The following is a 26454-nucleotide window of genomic DNA, read 5'->3' as shown; positions in this document are numbered from 1 at the left end:
GATTCGCATTTGAAGTGCAACTTTCCATAACAGAAAAAGGCCAGTATGCGGTAGCATACGGCCTTTCCTGCAAGAAAGATTGCCATGAGCTACACACAACTGACCCAAGACGAACGATACCATATCCAATACCTGTCCCGCTACTGCACCATCGCCGAAATCGCCAAACAGCTCAACCGCCACAAAAGCACCATCAGCCGAGAAATCAAGCGGCACTGCATCCAAAGACAGCAATACAGCGCCGATAAAGCCCAACGGCAAAGCCGGCTGACCAAACAGCACCGGCGAAAACCCTATAAGCTCGATTCGCAGCTGGTTCAACACATCGACACCCTTATCCGCCGCAAACTCAGTCCCGAACAAGTATGTGCCTACCTGCATAAACACCACGGGATCACACTCCATCACAGCACCGTTTACCGCTACCTCCGCCAAGACAAAAGCAACGGCGGCACTTTGTGGCAACATCTCAGAATATGCAGCAAATCCTACCGCAAACGCTACGGCAGCACATGGACCAGAGGCAAAGTGCCCGACCGCGTCGGCATAGAAAACCGACCTGCTATCGTCGACCAGAAAACCCGCATCGGCGATTGGGAGGCCGACACCATCGTCGGCAAAAATCAGAAAAGCGCGTTATTGACCTTGGTCGAACGCGTTACCCGCTACACCATCATCTGCAAATTAAAGAACTTAAAAGCCGAAGACACTGCCCGGGCGGCCATTAGGGTATTAAAGGCATATAGAGCCAGAGTCCACACCATCACCATGGATAACGGCAAAGAGTTCTACCAACACACCAAAATAGCCAAAGCATTGAAGGCGAAAACCTATTTTTGCCGCCCTTACCATTCGTGGGAGAAAGGGCTGAATGAAAACACCAACGGACTCATCCGACAATATTTCCCCAAACAAACCGATTTCCGAAACATCAGCGATCGGGAGATACGCAGGGTTCAAGATGAGTTGAACCACCGGCCGAGAAAAACACTTGGCTACGAAACGCCAAGTGTTTTATTCTTAAATCTGTTCCAACCACTGGTACCCTAGTGTTGCACTTGAAATCCGAATCCAAGGTCGTCTGAAAATCTTGATTCGAGATTTTCAGACGACCTTTTGACTTTTAAGTTTTGTTGTATTCGGGAGAGCCTGCCTTTTTTGCCAAATACAATGTTCAGGCTAGGGTTTCGATGCGGTTGTCGGGCATGACCAGCCAGACTTTTGCCTCTTTGGCGCGCGCGGCGGTACGGATGGCGGCTTCGTCCATGATGGAGAACGCGGTGGAGAAGGCATCGGCAACGGCGGCGGTCGGCGCCATGACGCTGACGCTGCGGTAGCGCGGTGTGGCAGTGCCGGTGCGCGGGTCGAAGAGGTGGGTGAACTTGCCGGCTTCGTCCATCACGGTACCGTAGCCGCCTGAGGTGGCGAAGGCTTGGTTTTGCATGGGGATGGTCAGGAGGGTGGCTTCTTCGTTTTGGGGATTGCGGATGCCGACGTTCCATGTGCGTTGGTTGTCGGTGTCGAAGCCGCGGATTTCGCCCATATCGACGAGGGCTTGGCGGATGCCGTGTTGTTGCAGCAGGGCGGTGATTTTGTCGGTGATGTAGCCTTGGGCGATGCCGTTGAGGGACAAGCCCATGCCTTTTTGTTCGAAGAGGATAGCTTTTTGGTCGAAGACGACGTGTTTGAAGCCGACGAGTTTGAGGGTGCGCCGGATATCAGGTTCGGACGGCGGGGTTTCGGCACGCGGGTTGCGGCGGAAATGGTCTGCATAAAGGTTCCACAGCACTTGGACGGTGGGGTCGAACGCGCCGTCTGTCAGGGCGTGGATGTCGCGGCAGATGCTCAACAGGGCAAGGAAATCGGGCGGCGGGTTGTTCAGACGACCTTCTTTGTTCAGTCGGTTGATCAGGCTGTCTTCGCGGTAGAGGCTGAAGATTTTTTCGAGGCGGGCGACTTCTGCGAGGACTTTGTTGACAAGGATTTCGGCTTCTTTGCGGTCAACGCCGAAGAGGCGGAGCTCGGCGCCGGAACCCAGCGCGATGCCTTTCCAAATGACGGGTTCGCCGGTAGTTGGTAACGGGGCAGGGCGGTTGCGGTTCAGGAGGAAGGGCGCGGTTGCTCCGGCGGCAGTCAGGGCGGCGATGGCGAAAAAACGGCGGCGGGTGAGCGGGGTGTTCATGGGATGAGTCGTCTGAAAAAGGGCGGGGTGTTGGAGGACTGCGTGGAATCGGTTTATCCGGGCTTGCGTTTGAGTGGGAAGGCTTTTTAGGAGCGCCGTCATTTCCACACAGGATTTTTATGGTTACGGAAAGGACGGTGGGCGACGGCTGAGGCTTGATTTGCGCTGCGGCAGAACTTGTTTTCCCGCCATTAAGCCTGCCTTCACGCTTTGGCACCAAGCATCAACCGCCCTATCAGTCGCCCATTGCCGCCAGTAGCTCTGCCTGATGTTCGGCAATCAGGGCGTTGGTGATTTCTTCCAAATCGCCGTCCATCACGAAATCCAGCTTGTGCAGGGTGAGGTTGATGCGGTGGTCGGTTACGCGGCCTTGCGGGTAGTTGTAGGTGCGGATGCGTTCGCTGCGATCGCCGCTGCCGATAAGGGATTTGCGTTCGGCGGCTTCTTTGGCTTGGGCTTCGCGTTTTTGCGCGTCGTTCAGGCGGGCGGCGAGGACTTTCATCGCCTGCGCTTTGTTGGCGTGTTGGCTGCGGCCGTCTTGGCATTCAACCACCATGCCGGTGGGCAGGTGGGTGATGCGGACGGCGGAGTCGGTTTTGTTGATGTGCTGACCGCCTGCGCCGGAAGCGCGGAAGGTGTCGATGCGCAGGTCGGCGGGGTTCAGTTCGATGTCTTCGAGTTCGTCCGCTTCGGGCATGACGGCGACGGTGCAGGCGGAGGTGTGGATACGGCCTTGGCTTTCGGTGGCGGGAACGCGCTGTACGCGGTGGCCGCCCGATTCAAATTTCAGACGACTGTACGCGCCCAAGCCGACGATGCGGGCGATGACTTCTTTATAACCGCCCAACTCGCTTTCGTTGGCTGAGACGATTTCAACCTGCCAGCGGTTGCGCTCGGCGTAACGGCTGTACATACGCAGCAAATCGCCGGCAAACAGCGCGGCTTCGTCGCCGCCCGTTCCGGCGCGCACTTCGATGAAGATATTTTTGTCGTCGTCGGCATCTTTGGGTAGCAGCAGTTTTTGCAGTTCGGTATCGAGCGTGTCGATTTTAGCTTTTGCCACTTCGATTTCTTCGGCGGCAAAGTCTTTCATTTCGGGGTCGGACAGCATTTCTTCGGCATCCGCCAAGTCGCTTTGAGCCAACTGATAGTTTTGGAATACTTCGACCACGGGCGTCAATTCGGCGTGTTCGCGCGTGAGCTTGCGGTAGTTGTCCATATCGGACGTGGCTTCGGGCTGTCCGAGAAGGTGGGTGACTTCTTCCAGTCGGTCGCTGAGTTGTTGTAGTTTTTCTAAGATAGACGGCTTCATAATTCTTCCATAACAAATGCCGTCGGGAGTCGTCCGCGACGGCGTGAGGAGGCGTTATTATAATGGGTTTGGTTGGAAATTCAAAAGGATATGACTGAAAAGGTCGTCTGAAAACTTTTCAGACGACCTTTTGATGGTTTAACGTTTGTCCAATTTCCGCGCCAATGCGTTGCCGATGCTTTGAATCAGGATAACGAGCAGCACGAGGATGGCGACGATGAAGATGATGACTTCGGTTTGGTAGCGGTAGTAGCCGTAGCGGATGGCGAGGTCGCCCAAGCCGCCGCCGCCTATCATGCCTGCCGCCGCGCTGTATGAGAGCAGGCCGATGGCGAGGACGGTGATGCTGGAAACCATGCCCGCGCGCGCTTCGTTCAAGAGGACTTTACGGACGATGGCAAGCGGCGATGCGCCCATGGCGGTGGCGGCTTCAATCACACCTTTGGGGACTTCGCGCAGGTTTTGTTCCACCAGTCGGGCGAAGTAAAACAGGCCGGACACGCTCAATACCAGCGAGGCGGCAATCGGGCCGATGGTGCTGCCGACAATGGCGCGGGTGGCGGGTATCATGGCAATCATCAGGATGACGAAGGGGAAGGCGCGCATCAGGTTGACTAAGTTGTCAAACAGGAAATTCACCAGCTTGTTGTAATGAAGCTGGCGGTTGGAAGTCACGAAAAGCAATACGCCCAGCAGGGTGCCGAAGATGACGGCAAAAGTGGTGGACAGCCCGACCATAACAAAGGTTTCGCCCAAAGCGCGGACGATTTCGTCTTTCATGTCGACGATGGTGGAAACGGCTTGTTCGAATGTTAAGTCTGCCATATCAGTCCTCCCGAATCAGTTCGCGCCCGATTTCGGATTGGGCGTGGATTTGGTTGCCGCGTACTTCGACGATTTCCACCACTTTTCCTTTATCCAAAAGGGCAGCGCGGTCGCACAGGCGGCGGATGACGCTCATTTCGTGGGTTACGATGACGATGGTAACGTTGAAGCGCTTGTTGATATCTTCTAGACATTCCAAGACGCTGCGCGTGGTGGCGGGGTCGAGGGCGGAAGTCGGTTCGTCGGCGAGGATGACTTGGGGTTTGGGTGCGAGCGCGCGGGCGATGCCGACGCGCTGTTTTTGTCCACCGGAAAGCTGGGCGGGGTAGTGGTCGGCGCGTTCGGTCAAGCCGACGATTTCAAGGCATTCTTTAACGCGTTCTTTGATTTTTTCAGACGACCATCCGGCGATTTCCAAAGGAAAGGCAACATTGTCGGCGACGGTGCGATTGCTCAAAAGATTGAACTGCTGAAACACCATGCCGATATTCTGCCGCGCCTGACGCAATGCGGCGGCATCAAGCGCGGTCAGCTCTTGTCCGCACACATTGACCCTGCCGCTGTCGGGACGTTCCAACAGGTTAATCAGGCGCAACAGGGTGGATTTGCCCGCGCCGGAATAGCCCATCAGACCGAAGATTTCACCGTCTTGGATTTCGAGGCTGGTCGGCTCGACGGCGGCAAAACGGGTTTTGTCGCGCGTTTGGTAATGTTTGGAAACGTTGTCCAAAATAATCATAAATACTTCCTGATACTTCCGGAAAAAAAGAAGCCCGATGCTGTACACAACGGGCTTGGATATAAAGAAAGGAATAAAAACAGCAGAAAATGAAAATACGCTTTAGCTGTTTATGCCCGCAAGCTGTGTCAAATCGGCAATGTTAACTCATATACAACTATAATCAAAATCGGTAAATTTGTCAAGTTTTGATATGATTTGTAATTTTAAAATAATAAATTGTCAGTTTATTTGCCGAAAAGCTCCGCCACCATGCGAGCTTCTTCCTCGGTATAAGCCGCGCCATTGAGCTTGGTGGTCAGGATAAATTCGCCGCTTAACCCTTGTTCGGCGCAGGTTTCGCGCCAGCCTTGCAGCTGTTCTTCGTCGCTGGCTTTACGTTTCAGACGACCTATGGTTTGTGCGGCCTGTTTGGTTTGTTCGTTCATTAGCGTTCCTTAACAAAGGGAAACAAAGGGCAAAGGTCGTCTGAAAACGGTTTTCAGACGACCTTTGCTATTCCTGTTTATACCGTCTGCGAATATTGGGCTTTGGTTTCCTTGTGACGCAGGTGGTAGTCAAAGACCATGGCGATGTTTCGTATCAGGAAGCGGCCTTTAGGGGTAACGGCCAGCCCGTGCGGTTTCAGGCGGACGAGCCCGAGGGAGGAGAGTTGTTCCAAGTCGGCAAGTTCGTCTTTGAAATAGAGGTTGAACGGAATACCAAACACGCTTTCGTAGATTTGGTAATCCAAGGAGAAACGGCACATCAAATCTTGGATGATATTGCGGCGCAAAAGGTCGTCCTGATTGAGTTGGTAGCCGCGCATGATGGGCAGGTGTCCGGCATCGAGCGCGGCATAGTAGGCGTCGATGTCGCGTTCGTTTTGGGAGTAGGTGCTGCCGATTTTGCCGATGGAGGATACGCCGATGGCAACTAAATCGCAGTCCGCGTAGGTCGAGTAGCCTTGGAAGTTGCGCTGGAGGAAGCCTTCTTTGAGGGCGATGGAAAGTTCGTCATCGGGTTTGGCGAAATGGTCCATACCGATGAAGACGTAGCCGCGTTCGGTCAGGGTTTGAACGCAGTATTGCAGCATATCGAGTTTTTCTTCGCTGCCGGGAACGGCTTCGGTATCGATACGGCGTTGCGGCTTGAAGATATGCGGCAGGTGGGCGTAGTGATAAAGGGCAAGGCGGTCGGGATCGAGCGACAAGACAGTGTCGATGGTGGTTTTAATGCTTTCGGCGGTTTGGTGCGGCAGACCGTAAATCAAATCGACGCTGACGGATTTGAATCCGGCTTCGCGGGCGGCATCGATGACTTCTTTGGTTTCGTCGTAGCTTTGGATGCGGTTGACTGCTGCCTGCACTTTGGGATCAAAGTCCTGAATGCCGACGCTCATGCGGTTGAAGCCGAGCTTACCGAGCATGAGGACAGTTTCGCGGCTGACTTTGCGCGGGTCGATTTCGATGGAGTATTCGCCGCCAGGGATCAGTTGGAAGTGTTTGCGTATCATGCGGAATACGCGTTCGATTTGGTCGTCGCTCAAGAAAGTCGGCGTACCGCCGCCGAAGTGCAGTTGCGCGAGCTGATGCCGTCCGCCCAGATGCGGGGCGAGCAGCTCCATTTCTTTTTCAAGGTATTCGATGTAGGCATCGGCGCGGCTTTTGTCTTTGGTGATGATTTTATTGCAGCCGCAGTAGTAACAAATGGTGTTGCAGAAGGGGATGTGGATATAAAGCGAAAGGGGCTTGTTCAAAGCCCCCATACCGCGCTGATTCAAGGCATTGATATATTCGGCTTCGCGAAATCCGTCATGAAAACGGTCGGCTGTGGGGTAGGAAGTGTAGCGCGGACCGCTGGAAGGAAGGCTGGCGATGAGTTCGCGGTCGAACTCAGGCTTGTCATCGTTTCTATTGTGATTATTTTGTATCGGTATTACTTTCATGGCGTGTGCGTGATTAGAGTAATGAAGTTAGGCAATTTTCGGATAGTTTGGTAGAATGCCACAGTATGATAAACCTGTCTTGATATGTGTCAATAACTTACGTAATCATGACAGGATAAAAACCTTAATTTTAAGGGTGTTTTATGACCACACACAATGCTATGCATCAGATGAAAACCCTGTGTTCTTCCTGTTCGCTGCGTGAACTCTGCCTGCCTGTCGGGCTTTTGCCCAATGAGTTTGCACAATTGGACGCGGTCATCCGACAGAGCCGCCGCTTGAAGAAGGGTGAATATCTGTTCCGCACCGGTGAGCCTTTCGCGTCGCTGTTTGCCATCCGTGCCGGTTTTTTCAAAACCACGGTTGCCAGTCAGGACGGTCGCGATCAGGTTACCGGCTTTTTTATGTCCGGCGAACTCATCGGTATGGACGGCATTTGTTCCCATGTCCACAGCTGCGACGCGGTGGCTTTGGAAGACAGCGAAGTGTGTGAGCTGCCCTTCACCCACATCGAAGAGCTGGGACACAACATCCCCAGCCTGAGAAGCCATTTTTTCAGATTGATGAGCCGCGAAATCGTGCGCGACCAAGGCGTGATGTTGCTTTTGGGCAATATGCGCGCCGAAGAACGTCTGGCGGCGTTTTTGCTTAATCTGTCCCAACGCCTTTACTCGCGCGGATTTGCCGCCAACGATTTCATCCTGCGGATGTCGCGCGAAGAAATCGGCAGCTATCTGGGGCTGAAACTCGAAACCGTCAGCCGCACACTGTCCAAGTTCCACCACGAAGGCTTAATTTCGGTCGAACACAAACACATTAAAATCCTCGACTCGCAAGCCCTCAAAAAAATGGTGTCCGGCTGTTCGCACGCCATCTGATGAATACCGAGACTATTTTCAAACAGAATCCAAGGTCGTCTGAAAAATTTTCAGACGACCTTCTTCATAAAACCCAATTATGAAACACAAGAAAAAACTCATTGCCTTGACCGCTGTCTGCGCCCTGCTCGCCTACTGGCTCTATCCCGACCAACATCCCGTTTACCCCGCAAGCGACCATTACGACCCGAAAACGCAAACCTTCTTCAACCCCGAACCGCAGCAGAAACCGACCGGCCTGACCGGCGCATTTTGGAAGATCCTGACCAACCCGCAGGCAACGCGCCCGCCCAAACCTCTGCCTACCGTCAAACCCGATTGGCAAACCTTCCTTGCCGCACCCGAAGGGAAAAGCCGTTTCGTCTGGTTCGGACATTCCACCCTATTGATGCGGATCGGCGGGCAAACCGTCATTACCGATCCCGTTTTCGGCAATTCCGTCTCCCCCATCCCCATCACCATGAAACGCTTCCAGCCTGCGCCCGCAGAAATCGACGAACTGCCGCCCGTCGATGTCATCCTGATTTCACACAGCCACTACGATCACCTCGAAAAAGACAGCGTGCAGGCACTCAATTCAAAAGGCAACAGCCATTTCATCGTCTCACTCGGCATGGGCGTACTGCTGAAAAAATGGGGCGTGCCGCAAGAGCGCATTACCGAACTCGATTGGTGGCAAAGTACCGAACGCAACGGCATCCGCTACACCGCACTACCTGCCCGCCACGATTCATCCCGAACCCTGACCGACCACAACCAAGCCCTGTGGTCCAGCTTTGCCATCGAACACGGCGGCGAAAAATTCTATTTTCACGGCGACTCGGCACAAGGCAGCCATTTCGACAAAATTGCCGAAAAATTCAACGGGTTCGATATCGCGTTCATCGAAAACGGGCAATACAGCAAACATTGGCCCAACAACCACCTCTTCCCCGAACAAACCGCCCGCTATGCCGCGCAGCTTGCCCCCAAACGCTTCATGCCCATCCACTGGGGCGCCTACGCCATGGCACTGCACGCTTGGAACGAACCCCTGCTTCAAAGCATCCCGCTGGCACGCAGCTTGGGCGTGAATCCGCTGACCCCGCTGATGGGGCAAGTCTTCGATGCCGATACCGCCACGCAAGACTGGTTTGCAGAGCCTTTAGAATCAAGCTGCTGCACAGTTTATTGAAAATTTCCATCATTTTTATTAATTTAATACAAAGAAATTCTTATGCAAAAAACTTCGCATGTTATCCCTTTATTATTCACAGTTTTCATTGCTTTACTCATCGTCTGGTCGGGTATCAATCCGTCCGACCGCGCTGTTTGGTACGCCGAAATTATTCCTGTTTCGATCGTATTTATCGCACTCATCGCTACCTACCGCTGTTTCCGTTTCAGTAATCTGGCTTATGTATTCATGAGCTTCTGGCTGATTATGCACACCGTCGGCGCACACTACACCTTCGCCGATGTGCCCTTCGACTGGGCAAACCGCCTGCTTGCGCCGTTTTTAGGCGAAGGGCGCAACCATTTCGACCGCGTCGGACACTACATTATCGGTTTCTACGCCTACCCGATGGCGGAATGGTTGTTGCGCCGCAAACTCTGCCGCCCCGCGCTTGCCCTGTTTTTCTCCTTGTTCTTCATCATGAGCGTGGCAGCGGCTTACGAAATCATCGAATGGCAGTATGCGGTGATTGACGGCGGCAAAGCAGGTTTGGAAGTACTCGGTTCGCAAGGCGATATTTGGGATGCGCAAAAAGACATGCTCGCTGATACGCTAGGCGCGTTAACGTCACTGGTAGTGTTTATATTGACACGACCGGATAAGCGTTTGAAAACAGGTTGACAGGTTTTAAAGAAATGGGAAAAACAATAGGTCGTCTGAAACCTTATTTCGGTTTTCAGACGACCTCAAAGAAGCTTAAATCATTCGTTGTAAATTAGCGGTCGATGTTAACAGGTTCGCAGTTTTTCACGATGAAGCGGTTGCGTGAGTCGGTTACGCCCACAACTTCGGAAGTGGTGTGGGTGTTTTTGTCGATGTAACCGGCAGACATAGAGAAGCCGCGTTTGTTGGTGAAGGTTGTACCGGTGCTGTCTGATTGACGTTTGTCAACGCGCAGGCTGATTTGTTTACCGGCTGCATTTGCAGATGCGCCAACTGCATTACCACTGCGGTCAAATTCGTAAACGACATTCAGTTTTTTACCGTTGTCGCATTTGTAAGGAACGTAGCCAGCAGGAGCGGCAGCGGCAGTCATGGAAACACCGGCAGTCAGAACGGCTACAATAGCGGCAGATAAGAATTTCATCTGGTATTACTCCATAAAGTGAGAAAAGAGTGATGTGTGGCGTGGACTATCCGGCGCCATCCTTGCTTTGTTTTGAAAGCAGAACATATTTTATCCGTTCCGAAAAAATATACAATATGCAGATATGCAAAGCTATACAAAGAAATTTTCGAGAAGGGTTATTCTGGTTGTACGAAATTAAATAAGTTGAAAATTTATCATAACAAAATCACTTATTTTATTGTTTTTCTTTTATTTTCGGGTATTGATTTTTTTATAAAAGTTTATCATCAAAGCAAGTACCTGAAAGCCTCTGCACAACACTAACCCCAAATTAGATATTAAGTATGTTGTTTTTCGGGTGCTGCCCTGATTGGGTATAAAAAGCGATACAAGGTCGTCTGAAAAAGGTTTCCAGCCACAAAATGCTGATGATTGGAGATTTTCGATTCGGTACAGCTTATTTTTAACACATTTCGGCATGAAATATCCGAAATGTCTGTTAGATAATCTCTTGATTTACGTTAAAATACGCCTTTTTTTGTGAAGGTCGTCTGAAAAAAGACGGAGAGAATGATGTCTGAACAACACACACACGCTTCGACTTGGAAAAGCAAAATCAATGCGCTGGGGCCCGGAATCATGATGGCTTCGGCAGCGGTCGGCGGTTCGCACCTGATTGCCTCGACGCAGGCGGGCGCGCTTTACGGCTGGCAGCTTGCGTTGATTATCATTTTGACCAACCTCTTCAAATATCCGTTTTTCCGTTTCAGCGCGCATTACACGCTGGATACGGGCAAAAGCCTGATTGAAGGCTATGCGGAGAAAAGCCGCGTTTACTTGTGGGTATTCCTGATTTTGTGCGTTATTTCGGCAACGATTAACGCGGGTGCGGTCGCCATCGTGACCGCCGCCATTGTCAAAATGGCGATTCCTTCGCTGACGCTGAATGTCGGCGCAATCTCCGCGCTGATTATGGCTTCCTGCCTGATTATCTTGGCGAGCGGACGCTACAAAGCCTTGGACAACGTTTCCAAAATCATCATCGTCAGCCTGACGATTGCCACAGTCGCCGCCGCCGCCATCGCCATGTCGCGCGGCATGCAGATGAAACCCGACTTTATCGAGCCTACCCCATGGACACTGGCAGGCTTGGGCTTCCTCATCGCGCTGATGGGCTGGATGCCTGCGCCGATTGAAATTTCGGCCATCAACTCACTGTGGGTTACTGAAAAACAACGCATCAATCCTTCCAGCTACCGCGACGGTATTTTCGACTTCAACGTCGGCTACATCACCAGCGCAGTGTTGGCAGTCGTCTTCCTCGCCTTGGGCGCGTATGTCCAATACGGCAACGGGGAGGCAGTGCAAATGGCGGGCGGCAAATACGTCGGTCAACTGATCAATATGTACGCCGTCACCATCGGCGATTGGTCGCGTCCGATGGTTGCATTCATCGCCTTCGCCTGCATGTACGGCACGACGATTACCGTAGTGGACGGCTACGCGCGTGCGATTGCCGAGCCGGTGCGCCTGCTGCGCGGCAAAGACAAAACGGGCAACGTCGAACTCTTTGCCTGGAATGTTTGGGTCGCAGGTACGGGTTTGGCAGTGATTTTCTGGTTCAACAGCGCGATGGCGGAGCTGCTCAAATTCGCCATGATTACCGCCTTCGTTTCTGCCCCCGTGTTCGCTTGGTTGAACTACCGCCTCGTCAAAGGCGACAAACGCCACAAGCTGACGGCAGGTATGGACCTCCTCGCCATCCTCGGCTTGATTTACCTGACCGGGTTTACGGTTTTGTTCCTGCTGAACCTGACAGGCATCTTGGCTGCACCTAAGTAAGCCCAATCAAAACAAAGGTCGTCTGAAAACCGGATTTTGGTTTTCAGACGACTTTTTTGTTATGGGTTTGGTTTGGGGAAGAAGTTATTTATTGGTATAGGTGAATGATATTACGAAGTTCATGATTATAATCAATAATTCGTAAAACCTATTTGAAATAAGATGAAAGAAGGTCGTCTGAAAATCTTAGTTTGAGATTTCAGACGACCTTCTTCAGTAGGGCAGCCCCTTACGCTTCTTCCGCTTTGCTGCGGATAATCAGAAGCGGCAGGTGGCTTTGGCGCATAACGGTTTCGGCGAAGCTGCCCATCAGGAGGTGCATCAGGCCGGTGCGGCCGTGTGTGCCGAGTACCAGCAGGTCGGCGCCGTTTTCATCGGCGTAATCGACCAAATCCTGCGCCATTTCGCGTGCGCCTTTGTTGGCGACCAGCAGGTGTTTGACAATGTTTTCCACGCCGTTTTCGCGGGCGGTTTTTTCAGCGAAGTCCAAAACTTCGTTGCCTTGGGCGACGGCGGCGGCCTCGTAGCTTTCGTGTTGCAGGAATTCGGGGGCGAGCGCCATGTATTCGGCGGGGTTGGCGACGTGTACCAAAGTCAGGCGGGCGTTGTTGACGCTTGCCAACTCGGCGGCGTGTTTCAGGGCGTTGAGGGAAGTTTCGCTGCCGTCAACGGCTACAACCAGATGTTTGTACATAGTTCATTCTCCTTTTGCGCCGCAGGCGGCACTTTGTTTCATGCGGTTGGGAAGGGGCCGATATGAAACGATTATAGACTCTTTCGGGCTGCTGCAACAGCCCGTCTGCTTTCCAGTATAATATGTGTCGCATTCGTCCGCAGCGTTTTGCTTTGATTTTCATTCATTTATTGATATATCACAAGGTTGGGTATGAACGACACCGTTTTTCTTCCTTCGCGCCGTTTCGGCGGTATTGCCAGACTCTATGGAGATGAAGCACTGGCGCGGTTTTCGCGCGCGCACGTCTGCGTGGTCGGCGTGGGCGGGGTAGGTTCTTGGGCGGTGGAGGCTTTGGCGCGGACGGGCATCGGTCGTTTGACCTTGATTGATTTGGACAACGTCGCCGAGTCCAATGTCAACCGCCAGCTTCATGCGCTGACCGACGATTTCGGCAAGGCGAAGGTGACGGCGTTGCGCGAACGCATTGCCCAAATCAACCCGCAATGCGAAGTGGAGGAAATCGAGGATTTTGTGACGGAAGACAATCTGGAAACGCTTTTCAGACGACCTTTCGACTTTGTGATCGACGCGATAGACCAAGTGCGCGTCAAGGCGGCGATGGCGGCTTATTTTGTGCGGCACAATCAGCCGTTTATCCTCAGCGGCGGCGCGGGCGGACAGAAAAATCCGGCATTGATTCAAACCGCTGATTTGAGCCGCGTTACCCACGACCCGCTGCTTGCCAACCTGCGCTACACCTTGCGCAAACGCTACGGCTTCAGCCGCGATACCAAAGAAAAAATGCGCGTGCCGTGTGTGTTCTCGACTGAAAACATTACGCCGCCGCAATCGGGCGAAGCGTGTTCGACCGATACCGCGCCGCAAGGGCTGTCCTGCGCGGGCTATGGCGCGAGTATGCTGGTGACGGCTTCGTTCGGTCTGTACTGCGCGCAGGCGGCGGTAGAACATATTGCGGGACGGAAGTGAGATGAACCGATTTTTTAAAACCTATTTTATCGCCAGCTTGATTTATGCGGTTGTCTTCGGTTTGATGGTGTACAGTGTCGGTTTGCTGTTTTCAGGATTCGAATGTTTTGATATTGACGCTGACAATGAACAGTATGCAGAGTATTGCCTGCGAGCTGCTGAAATGTCGGCTTTTGAGAAAGTGTCTTTGAAGTTTTTCTTCTTTCCGTTTTTATCTGTAATGTTATTGTCCCTTGTATATCGGAACTCCCGTATCATAGCAACAAACCGCCCGGCCGCCATCCGTACACACCCAAGGCAAACAACCGTTGAGTAGCTTAGGGAGCGGTCGGGCAACCCATCGACACAACCGGACAGTTGCCAGACAACACAACCGAATGCAAGGCAGGTTTATGATGAGTACCCAATACAACTGTGCAGGCATCGACATCGCCAAACGAAACTTCGTCATCGCCGTTTCGTCTTTGTCTAAAACCAAAACCGAAACCAACAACCCCAAAGGTATCGCCCATACTATCGAATACCTTAAAAAGCACAACGTCGCCCTCGTTGTGATGGAAAGCACCGGCGGTCTCGAAATCCCCGCCGCCAAAGCCATCCACCGCGCAGGTATGGCCGTGATCATCGCCAACCCGCGTCAGACGCATCAGTTTGCCCAATCGCAGTCGCTGACCAAAACCGATGCCAAAGATGCCCAAATGCTCGCCTTCTTCGCACAGATGATGATGCAGAAAGAAGATTGGCAAACCATGCTCTACCAACCGCCCACCGAAGCGGAAGAAGTGTTGGAAGCATTGGTCAACCGCCGCAACCAACTGGTGGATATGCGGACTGCCGAGAAAAACCGTCTGCATCAGGTTCACGAAACGCAAGTCGAAAGCGTCAAACAACTGATTGCCCATTTTGACCGTCTGATTGACGAATTGGACAAACAAATCGACGACCACACCCACACGCATTTTGACGGCAAAGCCAAAGTGGCGGAACAAATCAAAGGCATTGGTTCGATAACGACGGCTACGCTGATGGCGATGCTGCCCGAATTGGGGCGGCTGTCGCACAAACGGATAGCGAGTTTGGTCGGCATTGCCCCGCACCCGAGGGAGAGCGGGGAAACCAAATTCAAAAGCCGCTGCTTCGGCGGAAGGTCTGCGGTGCGTAAGGCACTGTATATGGCTACCGTGGTAGCGACACGTTTTGAACCGCTTATTCGGGATTTCTACCAACGCCTGCTGTCCAAGGGTAAGCCGTATAAGGTTGCCGTTACGGCATGTATGCGCAAACTGCTGACGATATTGAATGCCCGGATGCGTGATTACTTTGCCGAAAACGGTATCACCGAAAACGGTATCCAAACGTCTTGATTTGAGTTTTTGTATTTTTGCCCGACGGGGTGAAAAATACAGTTGCTACTCAATGCCGGCATTATGAAGTGGACCAAACGCTGTACAACTTCGATGACTCTTGCCTTGCCTATTGTCGAATGGTTGATTGTTTGGTTCGTTTTTTTGCTGTGGGAGTGGAGTAGTCTGGATAGTTGGACGTCAATAGGAGGACTTCTTCTTTTCGGATTGCCTGTTTATGGCATGGCAGCAGTTCAAGCCCTGAGTGTGTTGGTCTCTTCTGCAAATGCCAATCAGAAAATTTGATGTGGGTTTAAGCCTTTTGAAATTTATTTTTTCAGACGACCTTTTTTGCCTATGAACCGATTTTTCAAAGCCTATTTTATTGCCAGCCTGATTTATGCGGTGTGGTTCGGCGTGTTGATGTATGCCGTCGATCTGATGTTTGGCGCAATGGGATGCGACATGCAGTCGGGCGATTATTTGTGTTTTCAGGACGGCTCTCCGCGGCCGTTTACCAATTTCCTTTATCCTTTCCTGTCCGTTCCGATATTCAGCCTTTTGCACGCTGCCATCATGAAGTGGCGCAAACGCTTGCCATCGCTTCTTTGAAAAGCCAACGCAAAAAAGGCTGATTTTTGTTTTGCCGCATTCGTTTTGACGAAACCCGCTGCGTTTTCAGACGACCCCGTTATTGATTAACCACCCATCAAACCTAATAAGAAAAAGCTCCTCTAATCATGCCTTCAGAACACCTTATCTCTCCCGCTGCGGCAACGTCGTCTGAACACACGGTCGCGTGGGTATTCGGTCAGCCCGTTACCGATTTGCCGCAGGATTTGTTTATTCCGCCCGATGCTTTGAAGGTTGTCTTAAGCAGCTTCCAAGGGCCGTTGGATTTGCTGCTTTACCTTATCCGCAAACAGAATATCGACGTTCTCGATATTCCGATGGTGAAGATTACCGAGCAATATCTGCACTATATCGCCCAAATGGAAGCGTATCAGTTTGATTTGGCAGCGGAATATCTTTTGATGGCGGCGATGCTGATTGAAATCAAATCGCGCCTGCTCTTGCCGCGTCCCGAAGAGGTTGAGGATGAAGAGGCGGATCCGCGTGCCGAGCTGGTGCGTCGCCTTTTGGCTTACGAACAGATGAAGCTTGCGGCGCAGGGTTTGGATGCGTTGCCGCGCGCGGGACGGGATTTTGCTTGGGCGTATCTGCCGTTGGAAATCGCGGTCGAGGCGAAGCTGCCGGAGGTGTATGTCGCCGATTTGACGCAGGCGTGGCTGGGCATTTTGTCGCGGGCGAAACATACGCGCAGCCATGAAGTGATTCAGGAAACCATTTCCGTGCGCGCGCAGATGACGGCGGTTTTACGTCGCCTGAACGAGAACGGGATATGCAAATTCAGCGATTTGTTCAAACCGGAGCAGGGCGCGGCGTATGTGGTTGTCAATTTCATCGCGCTCTTGGAGCTTGCCAAAGAAGGTTTGGTCCGCATCGTCCAGCCGGACAGCTACGGCGAAATCGAAATCAGCCTGAAACAGGAAAATTTAGAACGCCCGGAAGCGGAAGAGGGCGTTTCAGACGACCCCTCTGCCGACGTTGAAGGCGAAACGGCATGATGATTTCACGCTTGGCAAACCCATACCCATTTCCATCAACTGTCCTTTATATAGTGGATTAAATTTAGATCAGGACAAGGCGAGGCAACGCCGTACTGGTTTAAAGTTAATCCACTATAAACAAACAGGTACGAATTTATGAACAGTGTTTCCCCGCTCAACCGTAAAGCCTCGCTGTGGGCGGTCGGTTTGATGTTGTTCGCTTTGTTTTTCGGTGCGGGCAATCTGATTTTCCCCGCTTATCTCGGACAACAGGCGGGGGAAAACTGGTTCTCTGCGATGACAGGTTTCCTGTTGACCGGCGCGGGTCTGCCGCTGTTGGGCGTGATTGCCATCGGCTATTCCGGTTCGCGCGACGTGCAGGCGCTGGCTTCAAGGGTTGCCCCTTGGTACGGCGTGGCGTTTGCCGTCGCACTGTATTTGTCCATCGGGCCTTTGTTTGCCATGCCGCGTACGGCGACGGTGTCGTTTGAGATTGCCGTTGCGCCGTTTTTGAATGAAAGCCAAAAAACAGTCGGGCTGGCGGCGTTCAGCGTGGCGTTTTTCGGCGTGGCGTATTGGCTGTCGATGTCACCGGGCAAACTGGTGGACCGCATCGGTAAAATCCTGACGCCCGTATTGCTTTTGACGATTGCCGTTTTGGTCGGCTACGCCGCGTTGAATCCGATGGGCGTTCCCGCCGCGGCGCAAGGCGATTTTGCCCTCCGTCCGTTCATAAAAGGCATTTTGGAAGGCTACGGCACAATGGACGCACTCGCTTCACTGGTGTTCTCCATTATCGTCATTGACGCCGTGCGCGCGATGGGCGTGGACAACCGCTCCGAGCTGCTGCGGACGACCGCCGTTTCAGGCATCGTTGCCGCATCTTGTCTGGCATTGGTGTACCTCTTCATCGGCTATATGGGCGCGACCAGCGTGTCAGGCTTGGGACTTCAGGAAAACGGCGCGGAAGTGTTGTCGAAAACCGTGCATTTCTACTTCGGCGTCCCCGGAAACATCCTCTTGGGCGTCATCGTCCTGCTCGCCTGCTTGAGTACCGCCGTCGGACTGATTACATCATGTTCCGAATATTTCAACCGCCTGTGTCCCGGCATTCCTTACAAAATGTTCGTCGTCATCAATACGGTCGTGTCTATGGCGTTGGCGAACAAAGGCCTGTCCTCCATCCTGACCTTCTCCATTCCGATGCTGATGCTGCTGTACCCGCTGACCATCGTCATCATCCTGCTGGTCTTCCTACACAAACTGTTCGGCGGCAGCCGCATCGTCTATTTCTGCACCATGATGGCAACGCTGGCAGTCGGTTTGCTCGATGCCTATAAAGCCGCGTTCGGTTTCAGCGAAGAAGTCGCCACCGACATCAACGGCGCACTGCCGCTTTACAACGTCGGACTGGGTTGGCTGCTGCCCGCAACCGTCGGCTTTATTTTAGGGTGCATCCTGAACGCCGCGATCAAGAAAAAACATAAGGCTTAAATCACAAAACAAAGGTCGTCTGAAAGATTTCAGACGACCTTGGATTCGGATTTCAAGTGCAACACTAGGGTACCAGTGGTTGGAACAGATTCAAGAATAAAACACTTGGCGTTTCGTAGCCAAGTGTTTTTCTCGGACGGTGGTTCAACTCATCTTGAACCCTGCGTATCTCCCGATCGCTGATGTTTCGGAAATCGGTTTGTTTGGGGAAATATTGCCGGATGAGTCCGTTGGTGTTCTCATTCAGCCCTTTCTCCCAAGAATGGTAAGGGCGGCAAAAATAGGTTTCCGCCTTCAATGCTTTGGCTATTTTGGTGTGTTGGTAGAACTCTTTGCCGTTATCCATGGTAATGGTGTGGACTCTGGCTTTATATGCCTTTAATACCCTAATGGCCGCCCGGGCAGTGTCTTCGGCTTTTAAGTTCTTTAATTTGCAGATGATGGTGTAGCGGGTAGTGCGTTCGACCAAGGTCAATAACGCGCTTTTCTGATTTTTGCCGACGATGGTGTCGGCCTCCCAATCGCCGATGCGGGTTTTTTGGTCGACGATGGCGGGTCGGTTTTCTATGCCGACGCGGTCGGGCACTTTGCCTCTGGTCCATGTGCTGCCGTAGCGTTTGCGGTAGGGTTTGCTGCATATTCTGAGATGTTGCCACAAAGTGCCGCCGTTGCTTTTGTCTTGGCGGAGGTAGCGGTAAACGGTGCTGTGATGGAGTATGATCTCGTGGTGTTTATGCAGGTAGGCGCATACTTGTTCGGGACTGAGTTTGCGGCGGATAAGGGTGTCGATGTGTTAAATCAGCTGCGAATCGAGCTTATAGGGTTTTCGCCGGTGCTGTTTGGTCAGCCGGCTTTGCTTCTGTGCTTTTTCGGCGCTGTATTGCTGTCCTTGGATGCAGTGCCGCTTGATTTCTCGGCTGATGGTGCTTTTGTGGCGGTTAAGTTGTTTGGCGATTTCGGCGATGGTGCAGTGGCGGGACAGGTATTGGATATGGTATCGTTCGTCTTGGGTCAGTTGTGTGTAGCTCATGGCAATCTTTCTTGCAGGAAAGGCCGTATGCTACCGCATACTGGCCTTTTTCTGTTATGGAAAGTTGCACTTCAAATGCGAATCCGCCGACCTTTTCAGCATTTCCCCTGTCAAAAAAAAGTAACACCCGTCCGTCTAACCGTGTTCTAATAATGCTTTACATTTACGCTGAACGAGAGAAAAGCCATGACCGCACCTCAAACGCCCGTTATCCGCTCCCTGCTCGACACCGACCTGTACAAGTTCACCATGCTTCAGGTGATACTGCACCAATTCCCCCAAACCCACAGCCTTTATGAGTTCCGCTGTCGCAACGTCGACATGGTTTACCCGCTTGCCGACATCCAAAGCGACTTGGAACGAGAACTCGACGCACTCTGCCAACTGCGCTTCACCCACGACGAACTCGACTACCTGCGCAGCCTGCGCTTCATCAAAAGCGACTTTGTCGATTATCTCGAACTCTTCCAACTCCAACGCCGCTTCGTTAAAGTCAGCCCTGATTCAGAAGGTCGTCTGAACATCCGCATCGAAGGGCCTATGATTCAGGCGATGTTCTTTGAAATCTTCATCCTCGCCATCGTCAACGAACTCTACTTCCGCCGTCTCGAAACCCCCGCCGTCATTGAAGAAGGCGAACGCCGCCTCCAAGCCAAAGCGCAACGCCTCAAAGAAATCTCCGCTGCGCAAAATCCCGATGATCCGCCGTTCCTCATCTCCGACTTCGGCACCCGCCGCCGCTACACCCTCGATTGGCAGGAACACGTCATCCGCACCCTGATTGAAGCCGCCCCCGACATCGTGCGCGGTACCAGCAACGTTTATCTCGCCAAAAAAATCGGCATCACCCCCATCGGCACGATGGCGCACGAGTTCCTCCAAGCCTTCCAAGCCCTCGATGTGCGCCTGCGCAATTTCCAAAAAGCTGCCCTCGAAAGCTGGGTACACGAATACCGCGGCGACCTCGGCATCGCGCTGACCGACGTGGTCGGCATGGACGCCTTCTTGCGCGACTTCGACCTCTATTTCGCCAAACTCTTCGACGGTCTGCGCCACGACAGCGGCGACCCCTATGTATGGGGCGACAAAGCGCATGCCCACTATAAAAAACTCAAAATCGACAGCCGCACCAAAATGCTGACCTTCTCAGACGGTTTGGACATCGAACGCTCGTGGGCGTTGCACCAATATTTCAAAGACCGATTCAAAACCAGCTTCGGTATCGGTACCAACCTCACCAACGACATGGGCCATACCCCGCTGAACATCGTTTTGAAACTCGTCGAGTGCAACGGTCAGTCCGTCGCCAAACTCTCCGACTCTCCGGGCAAAACCATGACCACCAACAAAACCTTCCTCGCCTACCTGCGTCAGGTGTTTGACGTTCCCGAGCCGAAGGCAGAGGAGTGATTAACTGAAAAACGGCAAAAGGTCGTCTGAAAACCTTGATTTGGGGTTTTCAGACGACCTTTTGATTGAAACGCTTGAGATATAGTGGATTAAATTTAAATCAGGACAAGGCGACGAAGCCGCAGACAGTACAGATAGTACGGCAAGGCAACGCCGTACTGGTTTAAAGTTAATCCACTATATAAGATTTGAGACAGTCAAAGGCAAAAAAAACAGCCCGGTCAAAAATGACCGGGCTGTTGAATTTTTGGTCGGAGTGAAAGGATTCGAACCTTCGACCCCTTGCACCCCATGCAAGTGCGCTACCAGACTGCGCCACACTCCGACTCGAGAAGTTTGGGATTATAGTTTTCTTGTCCGGCTTTGGCAAGCGTAAGGCAGGGCGGTTTGGGCTATCTGTTTGAAGCGGCTTTGAATTTGTTTGACGTAAGGTCGGGTAGGGCAGACGGGATGTCTTGTTTTTCACTTGAATCCGCCATATTTTCAGACGACCTTTGTTCGGTAAACGAGTGTGGCGGAATTTTATGGCTGCTATATAATTGCTGCTTTGATTTTTAATGAAAAAACAGGGCTGATGGACAATATTTTGCATGAATTGTTTGCGCGTCAGGCGTTTACGTCTAGCTTGGTAGAGCGCAATTTCGGACAGGTTTCGGGCTGGATTGAGCTGGTCGGCGTATTGATACTGATGGCGGTAGCGTTTTGGTTGTCAAACCGACTAAAAAACCGTTATTTCTTTGCGGAACAAGGTAACTTCGCGCTATTGCGGCATATCGGCAGGCGGATTTTGTGGCCGGTGCTGATGATGATTTTCGGCGCGGCGGCTTTGTTTGTCTGCAACCTGACGGAGTTTCGCGCGGTATGGCTGCATCTGCTGATTTTGGCGGCGCGCTGGATGATTTTGATTCGGGTCAGCGTGGCGGTCGTTCATGCCGCTTTGCCGCAAAACAAACTGACCGACTGGCTGGAGAAATCAGTCTCTATGGTTTTGTGGGTAGGGTTCGTGCTTTGGCTGTCGGGCTTGGACGATAAGATTTTGGCGATGCTCGACGGCATCAGCTTCTCGGTCGGTTCGGGCAAACTGAGCCTGTTGATGATTCTGAACGGGATTTTGTGGGTCGGGCTTCTGATGATAGGCGCGTCGTGGTTGGCGCGTTTTATCGGCGAGCGTTTGGAGAAAAGCAGCCTGGACAATAACCTGTCCATGATTTTGTCCAAAATCATCAAAACGGTGATGATGGTTTTGGCGGTCTTGATTGCGCTGCCGCTGGTGGGGATTGATTTGACGGTATTGTCGGTGTTCGGCGGTGCGTTGGGTGTCGGTATCGGTTTCGGTCTGCAAAAAGTGGCGAGCAACTATATTTCCGGCTTTATCATTTTGGGCGACCGCTCTATCCGTATGAACGACCGTCTGACGGTCAATAACTTTACCGGCTATGTCACCAAAATTACCTCGCGTTTTGTCGTGTTGCGCAATGCAAACGGCACGGAAGCGCTGATTCCGAACGAGACGTTCGTTACTTCAATGGTGGTCAACGAATCGTATACCAGCCGCGAATTACAGCAGGCATTCAATATACAGGTCGCCTATCATTCCGACTTGATTAAAGCTTTGGAAATCATAAAAAGCGCCGCCGCCGCACAATCCCGCGTATCAGAAAATCCTGCACCTTTGGCAGTGGTTACCAATTTCGGCGACAACGGTATTGATTTGCGCGTGACATATTGGGTAAAAGATCCTGAAAACGGTTTTGCCGCGCTGCAATCGGCGATTTTTCTGGATATTTGGCGGCAGTTTAACGAACACGGCATCGAGTTCCCTTATCCGCAGCGCGAAGTCCGCATCCTGAACGAAAGCCAGGCACCGAGCAGCATCGCGATGATTAAGGCGGGAATGCAGGCGCGCAGCGATACCAAATCCGATCCCGCGATGGATTCCGGCGGAGACGATTGATGGCAAAGCCCTTGAAGTATCCCGTGTCCGCGCTGGTGGTTTTGCATGATTCAGACGGTAATATTCTCCTAATCGAACGCACTTCGCCGCAAGGCTTTTGGCAGTCGGTAACCGGCAGCATCGAGCCGGACGAAACCATAGAGGAAACCGCCAAGCGAGAAGTTTGGGAGGAAACCGGCATCCGCCTTGCGGACGGACAGCTCTGCAACTGGCACGACAGCACGGTTTACGAAATTTACCACCACTGGCGGCACCGCTATCCCAAAGGCGTGTTCGAAAACCGCGAACACATCTTTTCCACCGAAATTCCGCGCGATGCGGTGATTGTTTTGCAGCCTGACGAACACGTCGCTTACGGATGGTTCGGCATTGAAGAAGCGGCGGAAAAAGTGTTCTCCCCGTCGAACAAAAGGGCGATTTTGGCATTGGGGAAAAGGTTGGGGAAATAGAACCGGCCTGATTGCTTAAAGGTCGTCTGAAAGAAGGAATTGCGTTTTCAGACGACCTTTTTCCGCATTTTCAGAGAGTCTTTTGTTTGCTATACTTCCGCCGTTCAAACTTCCGTAAAATAAAGGAAATCAAATGGCAGACTTCAATAAAATCCTGACTCCGGGCGATGTGGATGGCGGCATCATCAACGTCGTCAACGAAATTCCCGCCGGCAGTAACCACAAAATCGAATGGAACCGCCGCCTCGGCGCATTCCAACTTGACCGCGTCGAACCCGCGATTTTCGCCAAACCGACCAACTACGGCTTCATCCCGCAAACCTTGGACGAGGATGGCGACGAATTGGACGTATTGCTGGTTACCGAACAGCCCTTGGCGACAGGCATCTTCTTGGAAGCGCGCGTCATCGGTGTGATGAAGTTTGTCGATGACGGCGAAGTGGACGACAAAGTCGTCTGCGTCCCCGCCGACGACCGTAACAACGGCAACGCCTACAAAACCCTTGCTGATTTGCCGCAGCAGTTGATCAAGCAAATCGAGTTCCACTTCAACCACTACAAAGACCTGAAAAAAGCAGGTACAACCAAAGTCGAATCTTGGGGCGATGTGGAAGAAGCAAAAAAAGTAATTAAAGAATCCATCGAGCGTTGGAATAAACAGGCTTGATGTTTCATTTCAATAAATAAAGAAAGGTCGTCTGAAAATGGTTTTCAGACGACCTTTTGTATTTTGATAGTAACCCGTACTGAAAGAATGGATGCTTGTATCCGGCGTACTCTTTAATGGGGCGCCCCCTGCGCAGCTTTCGGATGCATATGAAAAAGTCGGATTTGAGAATCTGAACTTTATTTTTACAAATAAAGAGGTCGTCTGAAAATTGAAAACAGGTTTTCAGACGACCTCTTGCTTTTCCTCTAAATCCAACCGTCACACCGATAATTGTTCCAACAAAGCCTGTTTCAACGACGACTGCGTTTTCGGGTTTTTCAAATCGGGGCTGAAGACGATGAAGCTGTCTTCGACGCGTTCGTCCAGCGTGGAAATTTTGGCGTAGCGCAGGCTGACGTTGTGGGCGAAGAAGACTTCCGCCATGTCGGCGAGCAGGAAAGGGCGGTTGACGGCGGTGATTTCGACGGAGTACCAGTCGGGGTAGTCTTCTTCGGGGGTGATGGTGATGCTTGGCGCAATTGGCATGTAGCGGCTGCGGCGGCTGATGCGGCGGCTGTGGCTTTGGGTTTCGGCAACAGTGTGTCCGTGGATAAAGCTGTTGAGTTCGGCTTCGAGCGCGCTTTGGATGTCGGGGTAGTCTTCGGGGGCGTGTTGTGAGGGGATTTGCACGATGAAGGTGTCGAGGATGTAGTCGTGTTCGGTGATAAAGGCGCGGGCGGCGAGGATGTCGAAGCCGTGGCGGCTGAAGATGCGGCAGAGGCGGGCGAACAGGCGCGGACCGTTAGGCATGAAGACCATGACTTGGAAGCTGTCGCTTTTGGGCAGGATGCGGCTGCGGACGATAGGGGTTTCAAAGTCGTGTACGAGGTTGGCGGCGTGCCACAGGATTTCGCGGGACTGATGGCGGGCGAAATAGGCGGAACCGAGCGCGTTCCATAGTTTTTTCTGCTGTTTTTCGGGGACGGCAGCACGGGTGAGCAAATCGGCGGCTTCTTGTTGGCGGCGGCCGAAGAGGGCATGCGGATTGCCTCCGTTGCCTGCGAGGTAGCGTCCGGCGGCGTGGAACAGGCTTTCCAGCAGGCTGGCGCGCCATGCGTTCCACAGTTTGGGATTGGTGCCGCGTATGTCGGAAATGGTCAGGAGGTAGAGTGCGCTGAGGCGTTCGTGGGTTTGTACGCGTTTGCAGAAGGTATCGAGTACGTCGGGGTCTTGGATGTCTTCTTTTTGGGCGACGGTGGACATGAGCAGGTGGTTTTCGACCAGCCAGGCGAGCAGGCCGCTTTCTTCTTCGGTGAGGAAGTGGTCGGCGGCAAATTGGCGCGCGTCTGCGATGCCTTGTACGGCATGGTCGCCGCCGCGTCCTTTGGCGATGTCGTGGAAGAAGGCGGCGAGATAGAGGATGTCTTGTTTTTCAAAGGACTGCATCAGTGCGGAGGCGTAGGGCAGCTCATGGCTGTGCATGTCTAGGGCAAGGCGGCGGACATTGCGGACGACGGCGAGGATGTGGTCGTCCACGGGATAGATGTGGAACAGGTCATGCTGGAGCAGGCCGACGATTTTTTCCCACGCGGGCAGGTAGCGGCCCAACACGCCGTAGAGGTTGAGAAAGCGCAGGGTTTGGGTCAGTCCGTTGCCGCGGCGGAAAAAGCCGGCGAAGCGGCGGCGGTTTTCGGGATTTTGGTAGAAGCTGCGGTTGATTTTACGCGTCGCGCCCCACCAAGCGCGCAGGGTTTGCGGTTCGAGCGCGGTAATGTCGTTGCGCTGCTGCATGATTTCAACGATTTTGAAAATGTGTTCGGGTCGTCTGAAAAAAATATCGGTGTGTCGCGCAGCGATTTGGTTGTTCACTTGGATGTAGTCGTCGTCAATCCGCAGGGTAACGCGCATCGGCGTCGAAGAAACGCGGCTTTGTAGCATGGGCGTGAGGATGCCGCTCAGTTGTTTGACGGTTTTAATCGCGCGGTAAAACACGCGCATCAGTTCTTCGCTTTGGCGGCGGAGGTTCAAGCCTTGATAGCCCATGCTTTCGGCGACTTGCGGCTGCAAATCGAACAGCAGGCGGTCTTCGGCGCGTTTTGCGTTTAAATGCAGATGGATGCGGATGTGGGCGAGGCGGCGGTAGCCGTGTGAAAGCATGCCGGCTTCGGTGCGCGTCAGAATACCTTGTTGTACCAACGCAGGAAGATTGGTTGCCAAACCTTGCGCTTTCGCTATCCAAAGCAGGGTATGGATGTCGCGCAGACCGCCCGGACAGCTTTTGATGTTCGGCTCCAATACCGCACCCGAACCTTGCGATTTGGCATGGCGGTGTTCCATCTCCACCAGTTTTGCTTCGATAAACGCCGCTACATTGCGTTGCGCGTTCATTTTTTCCGTCAACTCGTCCGCGGTTTGGCGGTTGCCGAACAAAAAACGGGCCTCTAAAAACGCCGTATCCCCCGTAATATCATCGCGCACGCTTTCGCACAGTTCGTCAACGGTGCCGCTTTTGACCGACGGCGAAAGTTTCATATCCCATAAAGCCTGCACGAAAGCCGCAATTTTTTCCTGAAGGTCGTCTGAAACGGTTTCAGACGACACGACTGCCAAATCTAAATCAGAATAAGGATACAGTTCGCCGCGCCCGAAGCCGCCGGTCGCCATCAGGCATAATGCGCTGTTTTGAAAATGCTCTGCCCACAATGCCGCCAACAAGGTTTCGACTGCCGCCGTGTATTCCCTGAAAAATACCGACACGCGGTTGGCTTTCAAATAATGCGCTTCGGCGGCAGCACGCTGCTGATTGAAGGTTTCCAATGCTGAAGACAGGTTTGCAGACATTTTTTATTCTTTCAAGTAGTG

At 52.6% G+C, this 26454-nt stretch carries 23 protein-coding genes, 1 tRNA gene and 4 pseudogenes; 17 read left to right on the top strand and 11 right to left on the bottom strand.

The features are described 5' to 3' along the window. The first annotated feature begins 84 nt into the window (after positions 1–84). Complete coding sequence (locus tag NM96_07560; protein ID AVR79203.1) at positions 85–1050, top strand: IS30 family transposase; 966 nt, start codon at positions 85–87, stop codon at positions 1048–1050. A gap of 124 nt (positions 1051–1174) precedes the next feature. Here NM96_07560 and NM96_07555 read toward each other — a convergent pair whose 3' ends face one another. The 6 genes from NM96_07555 to hemN form a co-directional block, all read right to left on the bottom strand. Then, positions 1175–2182 (bottom strand): FAD:protein FMN transferase, encoded by a 1008-nt coding sequence (locus NM96_07555; GenBank protein ID AVR79202.1) that lies wholly within the window; start codon positions 2180–2182, stop codon positions 1175–1177. A gap of 235 nt (positions 2183–2417) precedes the next feature. Next, a complete protein-coding gene (locus NM96_07550) occupies positions 2418–3494 on the bottom strand; it encodes a peptide chain release factor 1 (protein ID AVR79201.1) in 1077 nt (358 codons plus the stop codon). A 138-nt stretch (positions 3495–3632) separates the two neighbouring features. Beyond that, positions 3633–4319: a methionine ABC transporter ATP-binding protein gene (locus tag NM96_07545; protein ID AVR79200.1), complete on the bottom strand. Its 687-nt coding sequence runs from the start codon at positions 4317–4319 to the stop codon at positions 3633–3635. Between the two features lies 1 nt (position 4320). Then, a complete protein-coding gene (locus NM96_07540) occupies positions 4321–5058 on the bottom strand; it encodes a methionine ABC transporter ATP-binding protein (protein AVR79199.1) in 738 nt (245 codons plus the stop codon). 227 nt (positions 5059–5285) lie between these two features. Next, the gene (locus NM96_07535; protein AVR79198.1) at positions 5286–5486 is read right to left on the bottom strand and encodes a hypothetical protein; all 201 of its coding nucleotides are present in this window, start codon (positions 5484–5486) and stop codon (positions 5286–5288) included. Between the two features lie 77 nt (positions 5487–5563). Beyond that, on the bottom strand, positions 5564–6985 hold the full coding sequence (hemN, locus tag NM96_07530; protein AVR79197.1) for an oxygen-independent coproporphyrinogen III oxidase: 1422 nt from the start codon (positions 6983–6985) through the stop codon (positions 5564–5566). 143 nt (positions 6986–7128) lie between these two features. On the opposite strand from hemN, the gene NM96_07525 reads away from it, so the two are divergent. The 3 genes from NM96_07525 (at position 7129) to NM96_07515 (ending at position 9700) form a co-directional block, all read left to right on the top strand. Continuing rightward, the gene (locus tag NM96_07525; protein ID AVR79196.1) at positions 7129–7863 is read left to right on the top strand and encodes a fumarate/nitrate reduction transcriptional regulator Fnr; all 735 of its coding nucleotides are present in this window, start codon (positions 7129–7131) and stop codon (positions 7861–7863) included. Positions 7864–7942: 79 nt separating this feature from the next. After that, positions 7943–9037 carry a multidrug transporter gene (locus NM96_07520; protein AVR79195.1) on the top strand — a complete coding sequence of 365 codons (1095 nt, stop codon included), beginning with the start codon at positions 7943–7945 and terminating at the stop codon, positions 9035–9037. Positions 9038–9079: 42 nt separating this feature from the next. Further along, positions 9080–9700: a DUF2238 domain-containing protein gene (locus tag NM96_07515; protein ID AVR79194.1), complete on the top strand. Its 621-nt coding sequence runs from the start codon at positions 9080–9082 to the stop codon at positions 9698–9700. A gap of 94 nt (positions 9701–9794) precedes the next feature. On the opposite strand, the gene NM96_07510 is transcribed toward NM96_07515, so the two are convergent. After that, complete coding sequence (locus NM96_07510) at positions 9795–10166, bottom strand: adhesin (GenBank protein AVR79193.1); 372 nt, start codon at positions 10164–10166, stop codon at positions 9795–9797. 36 nt (positions 10167–10202) lie between these two features. On the opposite strand from NM96_07510, the pseudogene NM96_07505 reads away from it, so the two are divergent. Then, a pseudogene (locus NM96_07505) lies at positions 10203–10394 on the top strand (phosphorylase). 327 nt (positions 10395–10721) lie between these two features. After that, on the top strand, positions 10722–11990 hold the full coding sequence (locus tag NM96_07500) for a divalent metal cation transporter (GenBank protein ID AVR80296.1): 1269 nt from the start codon (positions 10722–10724) through the stop codon (positions 11988–11990). 229 nt (positions 11991–12219) lie between these two features. On the opposite strand, the gene NM96_07495 is transcribed toward NM96_07500, so the two are convergent. Continuing rightward, positions 12220–12684 (bottom strand): universal stress protein, encoded by a 465-nt coding sequence (locus NM96_07495; GenBank protein AVR79192.1) that lies wholly within the window; start codon positions 12682–12684, stop codon positions 12220–12222. 192 nt (positions 12685–12876) lie between these two features. Between NM96_07495 and NM96_07490 the strand changes: the two genes are divergently transcribed. The 7 genes and pseudogenes from NM96_07490 to brnQ all read left to right on the top strand — a co-directional run bounded on the left by NM96_07490 (position 12877) and on the right by brnQ (position 18100). Continuing rightward, positions 12877–13653: a tRNA threonylcarbamoyladenosine dehydratase gene (locus tag NM96_07490; protein AVR79191.1), complete on the top strand. Its 777-nt coding sequence runs from the start codon at positions 12877–12879 to the stop codon at positions 13651–13653. A 1-nt stretch (position 13654) separates the two neighbouring features. After that, positions 13655–13969, top strand: a complete 315-nt coding sequence (locus NM96_07485; protein AVR79190.1) for a hypothetical protein — start codon at positions 13655–13657, stop codon at positions 13967–13969. A 79-nt stretch (positions 13970–14048) separates the two neighbouring features. Beyond that, positions 14049–15017 carry an IS110 family transposase gene (locus NM96_07480; protein AVR79189.1) on the top strand — a complete coding sequence of 323 codons (969 nt, stop codon included), beginning with the start codon at positions 14049–14051 and terminating at the stop codon, positions 15015–15017. Between the two features lie 45 nt (positions 15018–15062). After that, positions 15063–15302: pseudogene (locus NM96_07475) on the top strand (hypothetical protein). A gap of 51 nt (positions 15303–15353) precedes the next feature. Beyond that, positions 15354–15587: pseudogene (locus NM96_07470) on the top strand (hypothetical protein). A gap of 149 nt (positions 15588–15736) precedes the next feature. Beyond that, positions 15737–16624, top strand: coding sequence for a segregation/condensation protein A (locus NM96_07465; GenBank protein ID AVR79188.1), 888 nt, complete (start codon positions 15737–15739; stop codon positions 16622–16624). Between the two features lie 138 nt (positions 16625–16762). Then, positions 16763–18100 (top strand): branched-chain amino acid transport system II carrier protein, encoded by a 1338-nt coding sequence (gene brnQ / locus NM96_07460; protein ID AVR79187.1) that lies wholly within the window; start codon positions 16763–16765, stop codon positions 18098–18100. A gap of 64 nt (positions 18101–18164) precedes the next feature. Here the strand turns inward: brnQ and NM96_07455 are convergent. Continuing rightward, positions 18165–19130, bottom strand: a pseudogene (locus tag NM96_07455) (IS30 family transposase). A gap of 186 nt (positions 19131–19316) precedes the next feature. Here NM96_07455 and pncB point away from each other — a divergent pair. After that, complete coding sequence (pncB, locus tag NM96_07450; GenBank protein ID AVR79186.1) at positions 19317–20540, top strand: nicotinate phosphoribosyltransferase; 1224 nt, start codon at positions 19317–19319, stop codon at positions 20538–20540. A 248-nt stretch (positions 20541–20788) separates the two neighbouring features. On the opposite strand, the gene NM96_07445 is transcribed toward pncB, so the two are convergent. After that, a tRNA-Pro gene (locus NM96_07445) sits at positions 20789–20865 on the bottom strand. Positions 20866–21114: 249 nt separating this feature from the next. Here NM96_07445 and NM96_07440 point away from each other — a divergent pair. The 3 genes from NM96_07440 to NM96_07430 all read left to right on the top strand — a co-directional run bounded on the left by NM96_07440 (position 21115) and on the right by NM96_07430 (position 23610). Then, positions 21115–22494: a hypothetical protein gene (locus NM96_07440; GenBank protein ID AVR79185.1), complete on the top strand. Its 1380-nt coding sequence runs from the start codon at positions 21115–21117 to the stop codon at positions 22492–22494. Continuing rightward, positions 22494–22943, top strand: a complete 450-nt coding sequence (locus NM96_07435) for a dihydroneopterin triphosphate diphosphatase (protein AVR79184.1) — start codon at positions 22494–22496, stop codon at positions 22941–22943. The genes NM96_07440 and NM96_07435 overlap by 1 nt, the downstream gene beginning before the upstream one ends. A gap of 133 nt (positions 22944–23076) precedes the next feature. Then, positions 23077–23610 (top strand): inorganic diphosphatase, encoded by a 534-nt coding sequence (locus NM96_07430; GenBank protein AVR79183.1) that lies wholly within the window; start codon positions 23077–23079, stop codon positions 23608–23610. A gap of 261 nt (positions 23611–23871) precedes the next feature. On the opposite strand, the gene glnD is transcribed toward NM96_07430, so the two are convergent. Then, positions 23872–26433, bottom strand: a complete 2562-nt coding sequence (gene glnD / locus NM96_07425; protein ID AVR79182.1) for a [protein-PII] uridylyltransferase — start codon at positions 26431–26433, stop codon at positions 23872–23874. Positions 26434–26454: the final 21 nt, after the last annotated feature.

This window comes from Neisseria mucosa, assembly GCA_003028315.1.
In the GTDB taxonomy this organism is placed as follows: Bacteria; Pseudomonadota; Gammaproteobacteria; order Burkholderiales; family Neisseriaceae; genus Neisseria; species Neisseria mucosa.
This window is presented reverse-complemented; position numbering and strand designations above follow the sequence as displayed.